The following is an 18908-nucleotide window of genomic DNA, read 5'->3' as shown; positions in this document are numbered from 1 at the left end:
AGAGGAAGCGAAGCACCGCGATGGCTGAGCTCACGATCCGCCCGGAGGACATCCGGCATGCCCTGGACACCGCCGTGTCCACCTACCAGGCAGGCTCCACCGACCGCGAGGAGATCGGCCGCGTCACCGAGTCGGCCGACGGCATCGCCCGTGTCGAGGGCCTGCCCAACGTCATGGCCAACGAGCTCGTCCGCTTCGAGAACGGGGAGCTCGGCCTTGCGCTGAACCTCGAGCTCAGCGAGATCGGCGTCGTGATCCTCGGCGAGTTCTCCGGCATCGCGGAGGGCCAGGAGGTCCGCCGCACCGGTGAGGTCCTCTCCGTCCCCGTCGGCGAGGGCTACCTCGGCCGCGTGGTCGACCCCACCGGCGCCCCGATCGACGGCCTGGGCACCATCGACACCTCCGGGCGTCGTGCCCTCGAGCTGCAGGCGCCCGGCGTCATGCAGCGCAAGAGCGTCAAGGAGCCGCTGGCCACCGGCATCAAGGCCATCGATTCGATGACCCCGATCGGTCGCGGCCAGCGTCAGCTGATCATCGGCGACCGTCAGACGGGCAAGACCACGATCGCGCTGGACACCATCCTGAACCAGAAGGCGAACTGGGAGAGCGGCGACCCGGAGAAGCAGGTGCGCTGCATCTACGTCGCCGTCGGCCAGAAGGGCTCGACCATCGCCTCGGTGCGCTCGACCCTCGAGCAGGCCGGTGCGCTGGAGTACACCACGATCGTCGCGGCTCCGGCCTCCGACCCCGCGGGCTTCAAGTACATCGCCCCCTACGCCGGCTCGGCCATCGGACAGCACTGGATGTACGAGGGCAAGCACGTCCTCATCGTCTTCGACGACCTCTCCAAGCAGGCCGAGGCCTACCGCGCCGTGTCCCTGCTGCTGCGCCGCCCGCCGGGCCGTGAGGCCTACCCGGGCGACGTGTTCTACCTGCACTCCCGTCTGCTCGAGCGCTGTGCGAAGCTGTCCGACGCGATGGGCGGCGGCTCGATGACCGCCCTGCCGATCATCGAGACCAAGGCGAACGACGTCTCGGCGTACATCCCGACCAACGTCATCTCGATCACCGACGGCCAGTGCTTCCTGCAGTCGGACCTGTTCAACGCGGACCAGCGCCCGGCGGTCGACGTCGGCATCTCGGTGTCCCGCGTCGGCGGCTCCGCGCAGACCAAGGCCATGAAGAAGGTCTCGGGCACGCTGAAGATCTCGCTCGCGCAGTACCGCGACCTCGAGTCCTTCGCGATGTTCGCCTCCGACCTCGACGGTGCGTCCAAGCAGCAGCTGAACCGCGGCGCCCGCCTCATGGAGCTGCTCAAGCAGAACCAGAGCTCTCCCTTCCCGATGGAGGAGGAGGTCGTCTCGATCTGGGCCGGCACCACCGGTCGCTTCGACGACATCGACGTCGAGGACGTGCGTGACTTCGAGTCGCACCTGCTGGAGCACCTCCGCCACAACGGCGGCGTGCTCGAGGCGATCCGCTCGACCTCGAAGTTCGAGCCCGCGACCGAGGAGGAGCTCATCGCGATCCTCGACGAGGTCAAGAAGGACTTCCTCGCCGGCAAGGGCAAGACCCCGCTGAACGACGTCGAGACGAGCCTCGAGGACGAAGACATCGACCAGGAGACCATCGCCCGCGGTTGATCCGATCACCGTGCCCGCCGTTCGCGGCGGGCACGGCGGATGATGCCGGTCGATCGCCACGTACGAGGAGAGACATGGGAGCACAGCAGAGGGAGTACAAGCAGCGGATCGGGTCCGCTCAGGGCATGAAGAAGATCTTCAAGGCCAAGGAGATGGTCGCGGCCTCGCGCATCTCCAAGGCACATGCCCGCGTTCTCGCGACGACCCCGTACGCCGATGCGCTGACGCAGGCGATCGGTGCCGTGGCGACGCATTCGCAGGAGGCGCAGCATCCGTTCCTCCAGGCGGACCGTGCGCAGAGCGGTCGCGTCGCGATCCTGCTCATCACCGCGGACCGTGGCATGACGGGCTCGTACTCGCACAACGCGATCCGCACGGCCGAGGAGCTCGCCAACACCCTGATCGACGAGGGCAAGACCCCGGTCCTGTACGTCGTGGGTCGCAAGGGGGAGGCGTACTTCCGCTTCCGCAACCGTGATCCTCACCGTGCCTGGGCACCGTACAGCGAGCCCGAGCTCGGGTCGCTCGGACAGGACATCGCGCACACCCTCACCGCCGATCTCCTGTCGGAGGATCCGGAGACGCATCTGGATGAGCTCTACCTCGTCGGGACGCGCTTCCTGAGCCGCTTCAAGCAGGCCGCACGGGCCAGTCGTCTGGTGCCGATGCAGCTCGTGGACGCCGAGGATCACGTCCCCGGCGCCTTCCCGCTCTACGAGTTCGCTCCGGACGCGGAGACGACCCTGCAGGAGCTCATCCCGCGGTACGTCGAGTCGCGCATCGTGAACCTGCTGATGCAGTCGATGGCCTCGGAGCACGCCGCCACCCAGCGTGCGATGCAGACCGCGACCGACAACGCACAGACACAGATCGACAAGTTCACCCGGCTGGCGAACACCGCTCGTCAGGCAGAGATCACGCAGGAGATCACGGAGATCGTCGGCGGCGCCGACGCCCTCGCCGGATCCGGGCGCACCGAACGCTGAGAACTCTTGGCCTGCGCTCCTGAGCGCGGGCCCGACCCCTTGGAGAGAACGAACATGACCACCACAGCTTCCGCCCCCGCGACCGCGACCGGACGCATCGCGCGCGTCACCGGCGCCGTCGTCGACATCGAGTTCCCGCCCGGGAACATCCCCGCCATGTACAACGCTCTGCACGCGAGCGTCGAGGCGAGCAGCGCCGGGCTCGATTCGGCCGTCATCACCCTCGAGACCGCCCAGCACCTCGGCGACGGCATGATCCGCGCGATCGCGCTCAAGCCGACCGACGGCCTGGTCCGCGGTCAGGACGTGACCGATACCGGCGCTCCGATCTCGGTGCCCGTCGGCGACGTCACCCTCGGCACCGTCTTCGACACCGTGGGCAACGCGCTGAACCTCCCCGAGGGCGAGACCCTCGAGGTCACCGAGCGCTGGCCCATCCACCGCAAGGCGCCGAACTTCGATCAGCTGGAGTCCAAGACCCAGATGTTCGAGACCGGCATCAAGTCGATCGACCTCCTCACCCCGTACGTGCAGGGTGGAAAGATCGGCCTGTTCGGCGGCGCGGGCGTCGGCAAGACGGTCCTCATCCAGGAGATGATCTACCGCGTGGCGAACAACCACGACGGTGTGTCCGTGTTCGCCGGCGTCGGTGAGCGCACCCGTGAGGGCTGGGACCTGATCGAGGAGATGACCGAGTCGGGCGTCATCGAGAAGACCGCACTGGTCTTCGGCCAGATGGACGAGCCCCCGGGCACCCGTCTCCGGGTGGCGCTGTCCGCGCTGACCATGGCGGAGTACTTCCGCGATGTGCAGTCCCAGGACGTGCTGCTGTTCATCGACAACATCTTCCGCTTCACGCAGGCGGGCTCCGAGGTGTCGACCCTGCTGGGCCGCATGCCGTCGGCCGTGGGCTACCAGCCCAACCTCGCGGACGAGATGGGTGTGCTCCAGGAGCGCATCACCTCGACCCGTGGTCACTCGATCACCTCGATGCAGGCGATCTACGTGCCGGCTGACGACTACACCGACCCGGCGCCGGCCACGACGTTCGCGCACCTCGACGCCACCACGGAGCTCTCCCGAGAGATCGCCTCGCGCGGTCTGTACCCGGCGATCGACCCGCTGACCTCCACGTCGCGGATCCTCGACCCGCAGTACGTGGGCCAGGACCACTACGGCACCGCGGTGCGCGTGAAGCAGATCCTGCAGCGCAACAAGGAGCTCCAGGACATCATCGCGATGCTCGGTGTGGACGAGCTCTCCGAGGAGGACAAGATCACGGTGTCGCGGGCACGCCGCATCCAGCAGTTCCTCTCGCAGAACACGCACCTCGCCAAGCAGTTCACCGGCGTCGACGGCTCGGACGTCCCGCTGCGCGACACCATCGAGGGCTTCAAGGGCATCTGCGACGGCGAGTTCGACCACATCTCGGAGCAGGCCTTCTTCAATGTCGGCGGCATCGACATGGTGATGGAGAACCACCACCGGATCCAGAAGGAGCTCGGGGCGTGAGCACCCTCGAGGTCACCTTCGTCACCAGCGACCGGACGGTGTGGACCGGCCAGGCCGCCCAGGTCGTCGTGCCTGCGGCCGACGGGTCGATGGGCATCCTGCCGCGCATGCAGCCCACTCTCGCTGTGCTCGGCGAGGGCGCGGTGCGCATCACCGGCGAGGACGGCACCGTCTCCGAGCGAACGGTCCATGGCGGGTTCGTCTCCGTCGATTCCGACATCGTGACGATCGGCGTCGACGACGCCGAGCTCGTCGAGTCGGCACGCTGAGCGGATTCTGAACCGTCCATGATCGACCTGAGCATCCCGGTCCTCCTCGAGGGGGTCGGGATGCTCTTTGTCGTCCTGGCCGTGGTGCTCATCGTCCGCAATATCGGGATGTCGCGCCGGCGCGGTGCCTTCGACTGCTCCCTCGAGCGCCGCGGGGTCACCGGGCGCTCGCACTGGTCGCCGGGACTGATGCGCTTCGGCACCGATCGGCTGCTGTGGTTCCGTGCGCTCTCCCTGCGGGTGGGGCCCGAGACGACCATCCTGAGAGCTGACCTGCTGGACGTGTCCCGCCGTCGGCTCGAGGCTCGGGCACAGGGCGAGGAGGACAGCTATCTGGTCGAGTTCCGGCTGCGTGGCGGGCGAACCGAGCTCGCGATCATGGGGATCTCCTCGGGCGCGGCGCTGAACTCCTGGATCGAAGCCGCACCGACCGGACTCGTCATCGGCGACGCCGACTGAGCCTGCACGGCCCTGCACGCCCCCGCAGCACGGTACGTGCCGACGGCCCTGCACGCCTCCGCGGCGCGGCACGTGCCGACGGCCCTGTGCACCGCCGCAACGCGGCACGCCCTGGCGGTGCTCGGCGACCTTTCTCGGCTCGATCCTCTGAGCGGGTCGCTCCCGTGGCGCGCGGTGAGGGGGGTCAGCCCTCGACGCGCTGACCGGCCCGCAGCACCGTCACCGGCCGCAGATCGGCGTCCACCAGCACGGCGTCGGCGCGGCGGCCGGGCTCCAGCGAGCCGATCCGATCCTCCTGGCCCAGCACTCGTGCCGGGACCGTCGTCGCAGCGCGCACCGCGGAGACCAGGTCCACACCCGCTTCGAAGACGGCGAAGCGGACCACCTCGAGCAGATGCGCCGTGCCACCGGCGATCGAGCTGCCCCCGGTGAGGGTGGCGATGCCTGCGTCGACCGTGACGTCCAGCGCGCCCAGACGGTACTGGCCGTCGGGCATTCCGGCGGCCGCCATCGCATCGGTCACGAGCGCGACCGTGTCCTGCGCAGCGACGGAGAAGATGTGGGCGACGGTCCGGCGATCCAGGTGGACGCCGTCGGCGATCACCTCGACGACGAGCTCGCCGCGGGCGGCGGCATCGAGTGCCGCGAACGCGGGCCCGGGATCGCGATGGTGGATCGGGCGCATGCCGTTGAACAGGTGGGTCGCCGTGGGGAGTGGGGAGCGGCCGTGCTCACGGCGAAGCTCGGCTCTCGCGGTGGCGACCGCCCGGGTCATCTGCTCGCTCGACCCGTCGGTGTGCCCGAGCGAGGGGACCGCCCCCACCTCGGCGAGGGCCTCGAGCACCGGGTCGGCGCCGTCGACCTCGGGGGCGACGGTCATCGTCGCGAGCGATCCGCCGGCGATCGCGGCCAGCTCACGCACCAGATCGGCGTCGCCGCCGATGATGTGCTCGGGGTTCTGGGCTCCGCAGCGGGCGACGGAGACGAACGGCCCCTCGAGATGGATCGCGGCGATCTCGCCATCGTCCGCGAGCTGCGCGAGATCCGCGACCCGTGCCCGCAGGGTCTCGGCCTCCGCGGTGACCAGCGAGGCGACCAGGGACGTGGTCCCATGGCGGCGGTGCTCGCGCACTGCGGTGAGCATCTCCTCGGGGGACGTCGAGTCCGGGAAGGAGACGCCGCCGCCGCCGTGGCAGTGCAGATCCACCAGGCCCGGCAGGATCAGCCCGTCATGGGCGATCTCCTCGGCGGCCGCATGCTCCGGGGCGTGGGAGGCCGGGCCGGACCACACCACGTCCGCGCCGGAGATCAGCACGAGGCCGTCGGGGAGCACGCCCTGCTTCAGCACGGTCGTCCCGTGCAGGGCGAGGTCGACGGCCAGTGGTGCGGTGCGGTCCGACGAGGCTGCCGTGGTCACGGGAACTCCTGGGGGTGGGGGAGGGATGGCTCAGAACAGTCGCGAGTCGACGTCGTCGATCCCGCGCAGGGCGTCGTAGTCGAGGGTGACGCAGTCGATCCCGCGGTCCTCCGCGAGAACGCGGGCCTGCGGTTTGATGGCCTGGGCGGCGAAGACCCCGCGCACCGGCGCCAGCAGCGGGTCACGGTTCAGCAGCTCGAGATAACGGGTCAGCTGCTCCACGCCGTCGATCTCGCCGCGGCGCTTGATCTCGATCGCCACGGCGGCACCGTCGGCGTCCCGCGCCATGATGTCGACCGGGCCGATCGCGGTGCCGTACTCCCGGCGCACCAGGCTCCAGCCCTCGCCGAGGGTGTCGATGTTCTCGGCGAGCAGGGCCTGGAGGTGCGCTTCGACGCCGTCCTTCTGGAGTCCGGGGTCCTCGCCGAGCTCATGGGAGCTGTCCTCGAGGATCTCGTGCAGACGCACGCGGAGCTTGTCACCGGTCTTGTCATGGGTGACGTCCCACTGCTCGATCCAGTCGCTGTCCGGATCGGCCTCGATCTCGTCGTCATCGCGACGCGTGGAGCGCAGCGTGCAGGGAGGAGTCATCCAGTTCAGAGGTTTATAGCTGCCTCCGTCCGAATGGACCAGCACGCTGCCATCGGCTTTGACGATCAGCAGGCGCGGAGCCAGGGGGAGGTGGGCGGTGAGTCGACCGGTGTAGTCGACAGAGCAGCGGGCAACGACGAGACGCACCCCGACAGGGTACGGCACGGGAAGGCCCGACGGCTCTGCGGAGCGCCGTCCCGTGCCTGATGAGAGGCGCATGGCATGCTCATGGAGATCTCTTTGCCCAGGTGCACATGGTCACGCGGAACTGTTCCAGGCCGTGCTGCGCACCCTATCGTGGGACGGTCCGCCGCCTTGGCCCCCTCGGGCCGCCTTCTAGGAGCACAACCCATCGTGAAACGACTCCTCGCCGTCCTCCTGGTCCTGCTGGGCCTGATCGGGCTGGCGCTGGGCCGCCTCGGAGAGACCACCTGGGCCCCCGCCACCGAGACCACCGCCTCCGTCGAGCTCAGCGATCCGGGCCCCGCCGTCGTGATCGATCCGGGCGTGCTCTACGTGGGAGGCATGGAGGGCGAGGTGACCATCGAGGGGGAATCGGACGTCTCCGTCATCACCGCGGACAACTCCGACATCGAGGCCTACCTGGAGGACACCGCCTACACCCGCATCACCGGGGCGAGCGACTGGAGCACCCTCAGCACCGAGGCCGTGCATCCCGACGGGGAGACGGAGATCAGCAGCCCCACGGACTCCGATCTGTGGCGCACCGTGGACACGAGCGCCTCGCCGTACACCCTTAAGGTCGCCGACTTCGCCGCGCAGGAACACGGCGAGAACAAGCAGGCCTACCGTTCGATCCTCGTGGTCACCGACGGCAGCGCCCCGGGCGCCGACTCGATCTCCATCACCTGGCCGGTCGAGGCCGAGAACGAATGGGTCCCCTTCGCCTACGCCGGCGGCGCCGCGATCGCCGTGATCGGTCTGGTGCTGCTCGTGGTCTCGATCGGCGGACGTCGCCGTGACGAGGAAGAGCTGGACGAGATCGGCGGCGAGGACGTCGCGACCGACGGCGTCGACGAGACCGACGCACCGTTCGCCGGCGGGGCGACGGCCCCGGCCGCCGCAGGAGCGGGCGCCATGGCCGCTCCGGAGGCCGATGACGACGTCTCGGCCGACGAGGCGAGCGTGACGAGCGCGGAGACCACCGACGTGCTCCCTCCGGTGGACGAGTCCCGGACGCACGCCCCGACGGACGACACCGAGGTCCTCTCCGCAGTGGGCCGCGCCGAGGAGCGTCCGACGGACCACGCTGAGGACCGTTCGACGGACCACGCTGAGGACCGTTCGACGGACCACGCCGAGGACCGTCCGACGGGCCGCACCGAGACGCTCGCCCCGGTCGACGACACCGAGGTCCTCGCCCCCGTGGACGGCGACACCGACGCCTGGGGGTTCGGCCGGGCCGATGACGCCCCCGCGCACACGCTCGGAGGCGACAGCGGCACCGCTGAGTCCTCCGATGCCTCCGACGGGCCCGATGCCACCGACGGGTCCGACGCCTCCGACGGCTTCGGTGCGTCCGATGCGTCCGAAGAGCTCCCCGGCAGCGAGGACCCGCGATGACCCGCCCGACCCTGCGCCGCCCCGCGCGGAAGGACACGCTCATGACCGCTCGACCCGTCGCCCGCCGCGGCTTCTTCCTCGGTGCGGGCTCCCTGCTCGCCACCGGTGCCCTCGCCGCGTGCTCCTCCGAGCCCGAGGCCCCGCCGGCACCGCCCAAGGGTCCCGAGCCGGCCGAGCCCACGCCCGTGAACACGCACGAGCAGTTCGAGACCTGCGTGAGCGAGGTCAATGCCGCCGTGGTCGCCGCGGACAAGAAGATGGACGCCAAGAAGCTCGCGCCGCGCGGCTCCGGGTCCGCCGCGGACTTCCGCAAGGCCGCCTACGCGATGATCGAGGAGGCCGAGGAGTGGAAGGACTTCCTCACCACGCCCAGCGACACGCTGATCGTCCCCATGACGACCGTCAGCGCGGAGTTCCCGCGGGTGGCGATCGCGCTGGTCGAGGACTCCGCGAAGGAGGGCGTGCCGTTCTTCATGGCGCTCCAGCAGGCCGACGCGAAGTCCCCCTACTCCGCCTGGGGCTGGGCTCAGCAGGCTGCCGGCATCGAGATGCCGAGCGTGCCCAACGAGCTGGTCGGCTCCGAGGCGGTCGCGGCGGATGCCGATGACCTCCTGCTCACTCCGGACGAGGCGCTCGCGCTGTACGCCAAGGTGCTCTCGGACGGCAAGGACGCGGACGCCGACGACCTGCTCGGCGAGGACCCGTTCATGACGGAGCGCCACAAGCAGATCCAGACCGAGCGCACCGAGCTGAACACGGGCGTCGAGAAGGACGAGGCGGCGACCGTGAAGGAGACCTACGCGGTCAAGGAGGAGGAGTTCGCAGGCCTGCGCACCGATGACGGCGGCGCGATCGTCATGGGCACTCTGCTGTCCTCCCGCACGGTATCCATCAAGGACCGCGCGACCATGCGGTACGGGGAGGACAATCCCTACACCAAGGTGATCGGCAAGCGGGAGTTCACCAAGGAGTACATCCGGAAGTTCGGCACCCACGTGGCGCTGTACATCCCGTCCAAGGACGCCGGCGGCACGATCCAGCCGATCGCCGCGACGCTCACCACCCTGGGTGCCGAGGGCTCGTGAGGCCCTGAGGGCCGTCCCGCAGGAGCTGGGAGCGCAGAGCGGCTGCACTCCTTAGACTGTCGGAGTCCCGAACTCGTCGAAGGAGCACTTCCGTGACCGATCCGTACGGCATCATCGACCTCGCCGAGCTGAAGCAGCCGGCCGGTGGGTCCCCGAGCACCAGCGGCACCCCGTCCGCGCATGAGGTGGCGGTGACCGAGCAGGGGCTCGAGCAGCTCGTCGCCGATTCGCAGCAGATCCCCACGCTGCTGCTGGTCACCAGCGCCCGGGTCCCCGAGGGCGAGCAGTTCCTCAGCTCGCTGCGGCGCGGGGTCGACGCGAAGAACGGCGCTCTGCGCCTCGCGGTGGTCGATGCCGACACCCAGCAGCGCGTCGCCGGCGCCCTGAGGGTCCAGCAGCTGCCCACCCTGCTGCTCCTGATCCTCGGCCAGGTTCAGCCCATCGTGCAGTCCGTGCTGCCCGACGAAGAGGTCGACAATCTCCTGACGCAGGTGATCGACCTCGCCACGCAGCAGGGGCTGGACACCACCGCCGCCGGGGAGAGCGAGCAGCAGGCCCCGCCCGAGGAGCCGCTGCCCCCGCTCATCGCGGAGGCCTACGAGGCGATCGAGAAGGGCGACCTCGAGGCCGCTGTCGTGGCCTACGAGAAGCAGCTGAACGATTCCCCGGCCGACGCCGAGGCCAAGGCGGGCCTGGCGACCGTGTCGCTCATGCGGCGCACCCAGGGCATCGACGCGAACACGGTGCGCGAGGATGCCGCGCAGCGGCCGCAGGATCTCGACGCCCAGCTCCTGGTCGCCGATCTCGACATGCTCGGCGGCCACGTCGAGGATGCCTTCACCCGTCTGCTCGACCGCCTCCGGGGCGCCGACGCGGAGACGAAGGCGCAGCTCCGTGACCGTCTGCTCCAGCTGTTCGAGGTGGCCGGTCCCGCCGATCCGCGCGTGCCCGCCGCCCGCAAGCGCCTGGCGAACCTGCTCTACTGATCTCGCCTGCCTGACCGTGCAGTGCCGATCTCGCGTACCTGATCGTGCAGTGCTGACGGCGGGCGGCCGTCCGGGTGGAGATCCGCTCTGCTGACAGGCCAGCGGGCCGGGGATGCCCCCGGCCCGCTCTTGATGCCGTGTCCGTGCCACCCGAGCCGCGCTACCTGCGCTGCGGTGCCCGAGCTGCTGGTGCCCGTGCCGCCCGTGCGGTCGCGCGGCGTCCGGGCCGGTGAGGCGTCGAACTCAGCTCTCGCGCAGTCGCGCCGGCACGAGGACCACCGCGCCGAGCGGCGGCACCGTCAGTCGCACCGAATGGCCACGACCGTGCAGCTGCAGCTCCTCGGCATGGACCCGTCCCAGGTTGCCGAGCCCGCTGCCGCCGTAGACCGGAGCGTCGGAGTTCAGCACCTCGAGCCAATCGCCGCCCTCGGGCAGCGGGATCCGGTAGTCGTGCCACGGCTGCGGCGAGAAGTTCAAGACCACCACCACCGGATCGCCGGCGCGGTCGCGCCGCACGAAGCTGATCGTGTTGTGCTCGGCGTCGTCCCCGATCAGCCACTCGAACCCGGCGGGGTCCTGATCGCCCTCGTACAGCGCGGGCAGCTCGGCCTGGAGGGCGTTGAGGTCCTTGACCAGCTGCTGGGTCCCGCGGTGCAGCGGGTACTCCAGCAGCCACCAGGGCAGGCCCGCCTGCTCCGACCACTCGGTGCCCTGGGCGAATTCGCTGCCCATGAACAGCAGCTGCTTGCCCGGGTGGGTCCACTGCAGGGCGAGGTAGGTGCGCAGCGAAGCGGCCTGCTGCCAGTCGTCGCCGGGCGCCTTGCGCAGCAGCGACCCCTTGCCGTGGACCACCTCGTCGTGGCTGATGGGGAGCACGAAGTTCTCGGAGTACTGGTAGACCATCGAGAAGGTCAGGTCGCCATGGTGGTATTGGCGGTTGATCGGATCCTGGCCGAGATACTCCAGGGTGTCGTGCATCCAGCCCATGTTCCATTTGAAGCCGAAGCCCAGGCCGTCGGCATCGGTGGGGCGGGTGACGCCGGGGAACGAGGTGGACTCCTCGGCGATCATCATGATGCCCGGGGCCCGCTTGTAGGCGGTCGCGGTGGTCTCCTGCAGGAAGGCGATGCTCTCGAGGTCCTCGCGCCCGCCATGGCGGTTCGGGATCCACTGCCCCTCCTCGCGCGAGTAGTCGAGGTAGAGCATGGAGGCGACGGCATCCACCCGCAGGCCGTCGACGTGGAACTCCTCGAGCCAGTAGCTGGCGTTGGCGACCAGGAAGTTGCGCACCTCGTGACGACCCGTGTCGAACACGAGCGTCCCCCAGTCGGGGTGCTCGCCGCGACGCGGATCGGCATGCTCGTACAGAGCGGTGCCGTCGAAGCGGGCCAGCGCCCAGTCATCCTTGGGGAAATGGGCCGGCACCCAGTCCAGGATCACGCCGATGTTCGCGGCGTGCAGCGCATCGATCAGATGGCGCAGCTCGTCGGGGGAGCCCAGGCGGGACGTCGGCGCGTAGTAGCCGGTGACCTGGTATCCCCAGGAGCCGCCGAAGGGATGCTCGGCCAGGGGCATGAACTCCACATGGGTGAAGCCGAGGTCGGTGACGTAGTCGACCAGTTCGGTGGCCAGCTCGAGATAGGTGAGGCCGGGCCGCCAGCTGGACAGGTGCAGCTCGTAGATCGACATCCGGGACGAGACGGGATCCTGTGCGGCGCGCTGGGCGAGCCAGTGCTCGTCGGTCCATTCGAACTCGCTGGTGGTGACGACGGATCCGGTCGCCGGGGGCACCTCGGCCCGTCGTGCCATCGGATCGGCCTTGTCGCGCCAGGTGCCGTCGGCCCCGAGGATCCGGTACTTGTAGACCTCGCCGTCCCCGATCCCGGGCACGAAGATCTCCCACGCCCCGGAGGCGCCCAGGGAGCGCAGCGCGTGGCTGCGACCGTCCCAGCCGTTGAAGGCGCCGATCACCTGCACGGCGCGGGCGTTGGGAGCCCATACCGCGAAGGACGTCCCCTCGACGTCGTCCAGCGTGCGCACATGCGCACCGAGCGCCCTCCACAGCTCCTCGTGGCGGCCCTCGCGGATCAGGTGGAGATCGAACTCGCCGACGGTGGGCTCGAAGCGGTACGGCTCCTCGAGCTCGACCGGCTCGGCGCCCTCCTCCCAGGTGACGCGGAGGCGATAGGACTCCACCCGTGGCTCGTCGAGCGCGAGCGCCCAGATCCCGTCGTACTCGTGGGCGAGCGGATGGGTGCTCTCATCGGGCAGCACCAGCTCGACGGCGCGGGCGAGGGGCTTGAGGGTGCGCACGGTGGTGGTGCCCTCGTACTCGTGCGCCCCCAGGACCGAGTGGGGGTCGTGGTAGCTGCCGGTGGCGGTGGCGCCGAGCTCGTGCACGCCCAGGGGCATCACCGCGGGGGCGGCGGGATCGATGTGGTCAGCCATGTCAGCTCTCCTCGGGGTGGATGATCCGCAGGACGTGCGCGGGCCGGTCGGCGGCGCTGAGGATGACGTAGGGGTCCTTGTCCCAGGTGTAGCGCTCACCGCTCAGGAGGTCCTCGACCTCGAAGGTCGTGTCCACACCGAGAGCGTCGAGGTCCAGGTGCAAGGTGGTGGCGGCGTCACGGTCGTGCACGGTCACCGAGGCCACCAGGATCGTGTCCGGGGAGCCGGTGCCGCTGGCCTCGGCGTCGAGGTGCTTGGAGAAGACCAGCACCTGCTCGTCCTCGGCCTCGTGGAAGTGGATCGCGGTGAGCGACTGCAGCGCGGGATGCTCCCGCCGGATGCGGTTGAGGTCCGTGAGCAGGGGCTCGAGGCTCTTCCCGGAGACGAGCGCACCGGCGAAGTCGCGGGGCTTGTACTCGTACTTCTCGTTGTCGATCTGCTCCTGGGCCCCGGGCCGCGGGACGTCCTCCACCAGTTCATAGCCGGTGTAGATGCCCCAGGTGGGCACCAGGGTCGCGGCGAGGATGGCGCGCAGCGCGAACGCCTGGCGGCCGCCGCTGGTCATGAACGGGGTGAGGATGTCATGCGTGGTGGGCCAGAAGCTGGGCCGCATGTACGGCGCGGACTCGACCAGCTCCTCGAGATATTCGCGCAGTTCCTTCGCGCTCTCGCGCCAGGTGAAATAGGTGTAGCTCTGGTGGTAGCCGACCTTGCCGAGCGTGTGCATCATCGTGGGCCGGGTGAACGCCTCGGCCAGGAAGATCACCTCGGGATGCTTCCGGTCGAACTCAGCCAGCAGCTCCTCCCAGAACCGCACCGGCTTGGTGTGCGGGTTGTCGACGCGGAACAGGGTCACGCCGTGGGCGACCCAGTGCTCGAGCACGTCCCGCACCGCCGCGTACAGCCCGTCGTAGTCGGTGTCGAAGCTGAGGGGATAGATGTCCTGATACTTCTTGGGCGGATTCTCCGCGTACGCGATCGTGCCGTCCGCACGCACGGTGAACCATTCCGGATGCTCGTGCACCCAGGGATGGTCCGGGGAGCACTGCAGGGCGATGTCGAGCGCGACCTCGAGGTCCAGCTCCTTCGCGCGGGCGACGAAGGCGTCGAAGTCCTCGAGCGTCCCGAGGTCGGGATGGATCGCATCGTGGCCGCCGTCGGCCGAGCCGATCGCGTAGGGGGAGCCGGGATCCTCGGGCCGCGGGTCCAGGGAGTTGTTGCGTCCCTTGCGGAAGGTCGTCCCGATCGGATGGATCGGCGTCAGGTAGGCGACGTCGAAGCCCATCCGGGCGATCCGGTCCAGGGAGGTCGCCGCAGTGCGCAGGGTCCCTGAGGTCCATCCGGTCGAGGGATCGAAATGGGCGCCCTCGGAGCGCGGGAAGAACTCGTACCAGGAGCCGTACAGCGCACGACGGCGGTGCACGATCAGCTCGTACGGACCGGAGACGGTGACCCCTTCGCGCAGCGGACGCTCCGTGAGCAGTCCGCGCAGATCCGCGGCGAGCGCCGGGGCGACCCGGGCGGCGGCGGGAAGGTCGGAGGAGCGCAGGCTCTCCAGCGCGGTGGTGACGACGGGGCCGTCGGAGGCGGGACGGTCGCCCTCGGCGATCTCCGTGAGCACCCGGTGCAGCACCAGCACGCCCTCGGCGCACACCAGGTCGACGTCGATGCCGACGGGGACCTTCACCTCGGCGGCGTGGGCCCAGGTGTCGTACGGCGCGGAATAGGCCTCGATCCGGAACGACCAGTGCCCGGTGGTCTCGGGCCGGACGGCGGCCTCCCAGAGGTCCAGCCCCGGGTTCGTGGAGACCATCGGCACGCGTTCCTCGCGGCCCTCGGGATCCACGAGGACGACCTGCACGCCCATCGCGTCGTGGCCCTCGCGGAAGGCGTTCGCGGTGATCCTCACCGTCTCCCCGTCGACGCAGGAGGCCGGGAAGCGACCGCCGTCGACCACTGGCTGGACACCCATGATCGGGATGCGCCCCACTCCGCCGTCCAGCCCGGCGGGCTCAGACGCCGCCGCAGGGGATGACGCGGAAGCAGACGCGGACGACAAAGAGGCCGATGCGGGAACCTCGCGGTGTTCGGTGGTCTCGGACATGACCTCTCCTGCCTGGCGGCTCGGCGCCTGCGACGTTCGCGGTGACGGTCCTCACGATAGCCGTTCGGGAGACTCCACCGGGCCGTCGGCTGCGATCCCGAGGACGACCACGCTGCCGGCGGGCACGAGCACCGTCCGCTCCGTGAGCGGGGAGGCCGGCAGATCGTCCTGACGCTCGAGCGACGTGTCCAGCAGCACCCGGGCGATGCCCTGCGGCCAGGGGGAGCCGGGCAGGCGCACCGCAGTGTCCTCCGAGGCGGCGGAGAGGATCACCAGGAGGTGGTCGGCGTCCGTGCGTCCGCGCGGGGCGGGGCGCAGCATCGCCAGCAGGTGCCGGGACGGATCCATCCAGTCCTCGTGGCTCAGGCCCTCCCCGTCGGCCCCGAACCAGGCGACCTGATCGGGTGCCAGCTGCTCGACGTCCGCCGGTCGCAGGAAGTGGCGTGTGCGCAGCTGGAGGTGCTTCCCGCGCAGGGTGAGGATCCTGGTGACGGTCTCGCGCAGCGCGCGGCCCCGGGGCGTCGGGGACCAGTCGATCCAGGAGATCTCGTTGTCCTGGCAGTAGGCGTTGTTGTTGCCCCGCTGGGTGCGGCCGAACTCGTCGCCGGCCGTGAGCATCGGCGTGCCCGAGGCGAGCAGCAGGGTCGCCAGCAGACTGCGCGCCGTGCGCGTGCGCAGCTCCAGGATGCGGGCGGAGTCCTCCGCACGCGGGTCGACCTCGCCCTCGTGGCCGTGGTTCCAGGAGCGGTTGTCGTCGGTGCCGTCCCGGCCGCCCTCGCCATTGGCGTCGTTGCGCTTGCACTCGTAGGTGGTGAGGTCGCGCAGCGTGAAGCCGTCATGGGCGGTGAGATAGTTGATCGAGGCCCAGGGGGCGCGCAGGCTGCGGCCTGCGGGAAGGCAGGGCGGGTCCTGCGCCGTGAGCAGATCGCTGGACCCGGCCAGTCGGGTGGCGAGATCGCGGATGCCGCCGAGGGACTCGTCGCCGGTGCGGGCGCGGACGGCCTGGTCGGAGAGCCAGAACGCCCGCACCTGGTCGCGGAAGGCGTCGTTCCACTCCGCGAAGGGCGGCGGGAAGCTCCCGGTCTGCCAGCCGCCGGTGCCCAGGTCCCAGGGCTCGGCGATGAGCTTCACCCCGCGCAGCACCGGATCGGTGGCGATCGCTCGCAGCAGAGGATGGTCGGCGCGGAAGCCCCGGTCATCGCGGCCCAGCGTCGCTGCGAGGTCGAAGCGGAAGCCGTCCACGTGCAGCTCCTGCACCCAGTAGCGCAGCGAGCCGAGGATCAGGTCCATCACGTGCACCGAGCGGGGGTCGAGGGTGCCACCGGTGCCGGTCATGTCCCGGAAGGCGCCGCTGTCGGTCCAGTAGTACTCGAGGTTCTCCAGTCCCCGCAGGGACAGCGAGGGGCCATCCGCGCCACCCTCCGCGGTGTGGTTGTAGACCACGTCGAGGATCACCTCGAGCCCGGCCGCGTGCAGCGCGCGGATCATGGTCTTCACCTCGTCGAGCACCGCCTGCGCTCCGGCGGCCTGCGCGGCGGCCGTGGCGAGGGAGGGCTCCGGGGCGAAGAACGACATCGTCGAATAGCCCCAGTAGTTCGTCATGCCCTGCCGGGTGAGATGCGGTTCGTCCATCGCGGCATGGATCGGCAGCAGCTCCACACCGGTCACGCCGAGGTCGCGCAGATAGCTGGTGACGGCAGGATGGCCGAGACCCGCATAGGTGCCGCGCTGCTCGGCCGGCAGCGCGGGATGCTGGGCGGTGAAGCCCTTGACGTGCAGCTCGTAGAGCACGGAGGCATCCCACTCGAGGATCGGTCGGAGATCCTCCTGCCAGTCGAAGGCATCCGAGACGACCACCGACCACACGGCGTCCTCGCCGTTGTCGGCCTCGGCGCGCCGGGTGCGCTCCTCGACCCGGTCGAGCATCGCATCGACGTCGAAGGGGAAGAACGAGCTCAGCAGCGGCGAGGAGTGCGAGATGCCGCGGCCCCACGGGTCCTGGAGCAGGCGCTGCGGGTTCGCGAACTGTCCGGCACCGGGATCCCAGGGTCCGTGCACCCGCAGTCCGTACCGGGTGCCCGGCACCATCGAGGTGACCTGGTCCCAGTGCAGACCGCCGTCGACATGGCGCAGCCGTTGCCGGTGCTCGGTGGCGCCGTGCCGGATGCACAGGTCGACCGCCTCGGCGCGCGGCGCGGCGACGGCGAACGTGCCCCGGCCCAGCTCGTCCACGACGAGGCCTGGGGAGGTCGGAGGGACCGGGGGAGCGGCACGATCGGGAGGGTCTGCTGGCACGCCCGCATTCTTGCACCGAGCGGGGACGATCCCACCCTGACCGGCCCCGTACCGTTAGGATCGTCGCGGTGCCGTCACGCCCCTCGACGAGGGGCCGACAGGCGCCGCACAGTCATAGGACCGGTCACGGCCGCCGGCCGCCGCAGGGCACGGGCCGGGCGGAGAGATCGGGCCGCGAGCCTGCTCGCAAGGACAGCACGAGTCGAACGCACGACGGGGAGCAGCAGCGCATGAGCATTCCAGCCAGCCAGCCCGGCCACCAGGGCGGGCAGAGCCAGCCGCACGGGCAGGGCCAGCTGAGCCCGCAGCACCAGCAGCGACCGCAGCATCCCCAGCACCAGGAGCACCAGCCGGGCGGCCGCAGGGCCCCGGGACACGGCGCTCCGGACGCCGTTGCTCAGGGCCCGGCCACCCAGGGTCCGGTCACCCAGGGCCCCGTCGCCCAGGGCGCTGTGCCCCAGGGCGGCGTGCCCCAGGGCACTGCCGCGCAGGGTGCGGCGCCCCGTCGCTCCGGGGATTTCGCCCCGTCGTCGGCCGCGATCCCGCCGGCGGACCTCGAGCGCACCGGATCCATCATCGGCACCATCTCCCAGGTGTTCCAGTCCCGGGTGGTGGGCCAGGAGAACCTGCGCCTCACCCTGGTGGCGGCGCTCGCCGCGGGCGGCCACGTGCTGCTGGAATCCGTGCCGGGGCTCGCCAAGACCACCGCTGCGAGCGCGCTGGCCTCCTCGATCACCGGTTCCTTCGCACGCATCCAGTGCACCCCGGACCTCATGCCGAACGACATCATCGGCACCCAGATCTTCAACTACGGCTCGAGCACCTTCACCACCCAGCTGGGCCCGGTGCACGCCAACGTGGTGCTGCTGGACGAGATCAACCGCTCCAGCGCCAAGACGCAGTCGGCGATGCTCGAGGCGATGCAGGAGCGCCAGACCTCCATCGGCGGCGAGGTGTACCGCCTGCCCGATCCGTTCATGGTGCTCGCCACCCAGAACCCGATCGAGGAGGAGGGCACGTACGTCCTCCCCGAGGCGCAGATGGACCGCTTCCTCATGAAGGAGATCCTCACGTACCCCCGTCCCGGCGAGGAGCACGAGATCCTCGACCGCTCCACATCGGGCAGCCTCACCGGGCCGCGCGAGGCCGTGGGCACCGTGGACCTCGAGGACGTCCGCTTCCTGCAGGAGATGGTGGACGCGGTCTACGTCGACCCTGCCGTCAAGCGCTACATCATCGATCTGGTGTTCACCACCCGCGGTTCGGGGCCCCGCCCGGTCCCGAATCTCACCCAGTCCGTGCGCGTCGGCGCCAGCCCGCGAGGGTCCCTGGCGCTGATGCGGGTGGGACAGGCGCATGCGCTGCTCCACGGGCGCGACTACGTCACCCCCGATGACGTGCGGGCGATGCGCTATGGCGTGCTGCGGCACCGCCTCGTGCTCACCTTCGACGCCCTGGCCGGCGGCATCAAGCCCGAACAGATCATCGACGCGGTGTTCCACGCCGTGCCGATGCCCTGAGCGGCCCGA

Annotated in this window: 14 protein-coding genes; 9 read left to right on the top strand and 5 right to left on the bottom strand. The window is 70.1% G+C overall.

Going from position 1 to position 18908, the window contains the following annotated elements; genetic code table 11:
• Nucleotides 1–20 precede the first annotated feature (20 nt).
• The 5 genes from atpA (at nucleotide 21) to CIK81_RS09170 (ending at nucleotide 4869) form a co-directional block, all read left to right on the top strand.
• Nucleotides 21–1643: a F0F1 ATP synthase subunit alpha gene (atpA, locus tag CIK81_RS09190; RefSeq protein ID WP_096165678.1), complete on the top strand. Its 1623-nt coding sequence runs from the start codon at nucleotides 21–23 to the stop codon at nucleotides 1641–1643.
• 74 nt (nucleotides 1644–1717) lie between these two features.
• Nucleotides 1718–2629 carry a F0F1 ATP synthase subunit gamma gene (locus tag CIK81_RS09185; protein WP_096165677.1) on the top strand — a complete coding sequence of 304 codons (912 nt, stop codon included), beginning with the start codon at nucleotides 1718–1720 and terminating at the stop codon, nucleotides 2627–2629.
• A gap of 54 nt (nucleotides 2630–2683) precedes the next feature.
• Nucleotides 2684–4141 carry a F0F1 ATP synthase subunit beta gene (gene atpD / locus CIK81_RS09180; RefSeq protein WP_158541979.1) on the top strand — a complete coding sequence of 486 codons (1458 nt, stop codon included), beginning with the start codon at nucleotides 2684–2686 and terminating at the stop codon, nucleotides 4139–4141.
• Nucleotides 4138–4410 (top strand): F0F1 ATP synthase subunit epsilon, encoded by a 273-nt coding sequence (locus CIK81_RS09175; RefSeq protein WP_096165675.1) that lies wholly within the window; start codon nucleotides 4138–4140, stop codon nucleotides 4408–4410. The genes atpD and CIK81_RS09175 overlap by 4 nt, the downstream gene beginning before the upstream one ends.
• 18 nt (nucleotides 4411–4428) lie before the next feature.
• Entirely contained in the window at nucleotides 4429–4869 is a 441-nt protein-coding gene (locus CIK81_RS09170) for a DUF2550 domain-containing protein (RefSeq protein ID WP_114355635.1), read from the top strand.
• A gap of 184 nt (nucleotides 4870–5053) precedes the next feature.
• On the opposite strand, the gene CIK81_RS09165 is transcribed toward CIK81_RS09170, so the two are convergent.
• Nucleotides 5054–6286, bottom strand: a complete 1233-nt coding sequence (locus CIK81_RS09165; RefSeq protein ID WP_158541978.1) for an N-acetylglucosamine-6-phosphate deacetylase — start codon at nucleotides 6284–6286, stop codon at nucleotides 5054–5056.
• Between the two features lie 30 nt (nucleotides 6287–6316).
• Nucleotides 6317–7024 (bottom strand): endonuclease NucS, encoded by a 708-nt coding sequence (gene nucS, locus CIK81_RS09160; protein WP_096165733.1) that lies wholly within the window; start codon nucleotides 7022–7024, stop codon nucleotides 6317–6319.
• Between the two features lie 207 nt (nucleotides 7025–7231).
• Here nucS and CIK81_RS18545 point away from each other — a divergent pair, with 207 nt between their 5' ends.
• The 3 genes from CIK81_RS18545 to CIK81_RS09145 all read left to right on the top strand — a co-directional run bounded on the left by CIK81_RS18545 (nucleotide 7232) and on the right by CIK81_RS09145 (nucleotide 10532).
• Nucleotides 7232–8461: a hypothetical protein gene (locus CIK81_RS18545; protein ID WP_241964094.1), complete on the top strand. Its 1230-nt coding sequence runs from the start codon at nucleotides 7232–7234 to the stop codon at nucleotides 8459–8461.
• Entirely contained in the window at nucleotides 8458–9546 is a 1089-nt protein-coding gene (locus CIK81_RS09150; protein WP_114355634.1) for a hypothetical protein, read from the top strand. The genes CIK81_RS18545 and CIK81_RS09150 overlap by 4 nt, the downstream gene beginning before the upstream one ends.
• A 92-nt stretch (nucleotides 9547–9638) precedes the next feature.
• Nucleotides 9639–10532 (top strand): co-chaperone YbbN, encoded by an 894-nt coding sequence (locus CIK81_RS09145; RefSeq protein ID WP_114311468.1) that lies wholly within the window; start codon nucleotides 9639–9641, stop codon nucleotides 10530–10532.
• Between the two features lie 243 nt (nucleotides 10533–10775).
• Here the strand turns inward: CIK81_RS09145 and glgB are convergent, their stop codons facing one another.
• Genes glgB through glgX form a run of 3 tightly spaced genes read right to left on the bottom strand, consistent with a single transcriptional unit; the run spans nucleotide 10776 to nucleotide 17379 of the window.
• A complete protein-coding gene (glgB, locus tag CIK81_RS09140) occupies nucleotides 10776–12980 on the bottom strand; it encodes a 1,4-alpha-glucan branching protein GlgB (RefSeq protein WP_114329285.1) in 2205 nt (734 codons plus the stop codon).
• Nucleotide 12981: 1 nt separating this feature from the next.
• Nucleotides 12982–15084, bottom strand: a complete 2103-nt coding sequence (locus tag CIK81_RS09135; RefSeq protein ID WP_114355633.1) for an alpha-1,4-glucan--maltose-1-phosphate maltosyltransferase — start codon at nucleotides 15082–15084, stop codon at nucleotides 12982–12984.
• A gap of 51 nt (nucleotides 15085–15135) precedes the next feature.
• Complete coding sequence (gene glgX / locus CIK81_RS09130; RefSeq protein WP_096165669.1) at nucleotides 15136–17379, bottom strand: glycogen debranching protein GlgX; 2244 nt, start codon at nucleotides 17377–17379, stop codon at nucleotides 15136–15138.
• 539 nt (nucleotides 17380–17918) lie between these two features.
• On the opposite strand from glgX, the gene CIK81_RS09125 reads away from it, so the two are divergent.
• Entirely contained in the window at nucleotides 17919–18899 is a 981-nt protein-coding gene (locus CIK81_RS09125; protein WP_096165732.1) for a MoxR family ATPase, read from the top strand.
• The last annotated feature ends 9 nt before the right edge of the window (nucleotides 18900–18908 follow it).

The sequence above is a fragment of the Brachybacterium sp. JB7 genome (genome assembly GCF_003335205.1).
Taxonomy (GTDB): Bacteria; Actinomycetota; Actinomycetes; order Actinomycetales; family Dermabacteraceae; genus Brachybacterium; species Brachybacterium alimentarium.
The sequence above is the reverse complement of the archived record's forward strand: the minus strand, read 5'-3'. Positions and strand labels throughout refer to the sequence as shown.

Excerpts from the sequence above, each read along its gene's own strand:
- CIK81_RS09150 (WP_114355634.1), top strand. The coding sequence starts at position 8,458 with ATGACCCGCCCGACCCTGCGCCGCCCCGCGCGGAAGGACACGCTCATG.
- atpD (WP_158541979.1), top strand. The coding sequence starts at position 2,684 with ATGACCACCACAGCTTCCGCCCCCGCGACCGCGACCGGACGCATCGCG.
- atpA (WP_096165678.1), top strand. The coding sequence starts at position 21 with ATGGCTGAGCTCACGATCCGCCCGGAGGACATCCGGCATGCCCTGGAC.
- glgB (WP_114329285.1), bottom strand. The coding sequence starts at position 12,980 with ATGGCTGACCACATCGATCCCGCCGCCCCCGCGGTGATGCCCCTGGGC.
- CIK81_RS09185 (WP_096165677.1), top strand. The coding sequence starts at position 1,718 with ATGGGAGCACAGCAGAGGGAGTACAAGCAGCGGATCGGGTCCGCTCAG.
- CIK81_RS09135 (WP_114355633.1), bottom strand. The coding sequence starts at position 15,084 with ATGTCCGAGACCACCGAACACCGCGAGGTTCCCGCATCGGCCTCTTTG.
- CIK81_RS09170 (WP_114355635.1), top strand. The coding sequence starts at position 4,429 with ATGATCGACCTGAGCATCCCGGTCCTCCTCGAGGGGGTCGGGATGCTC.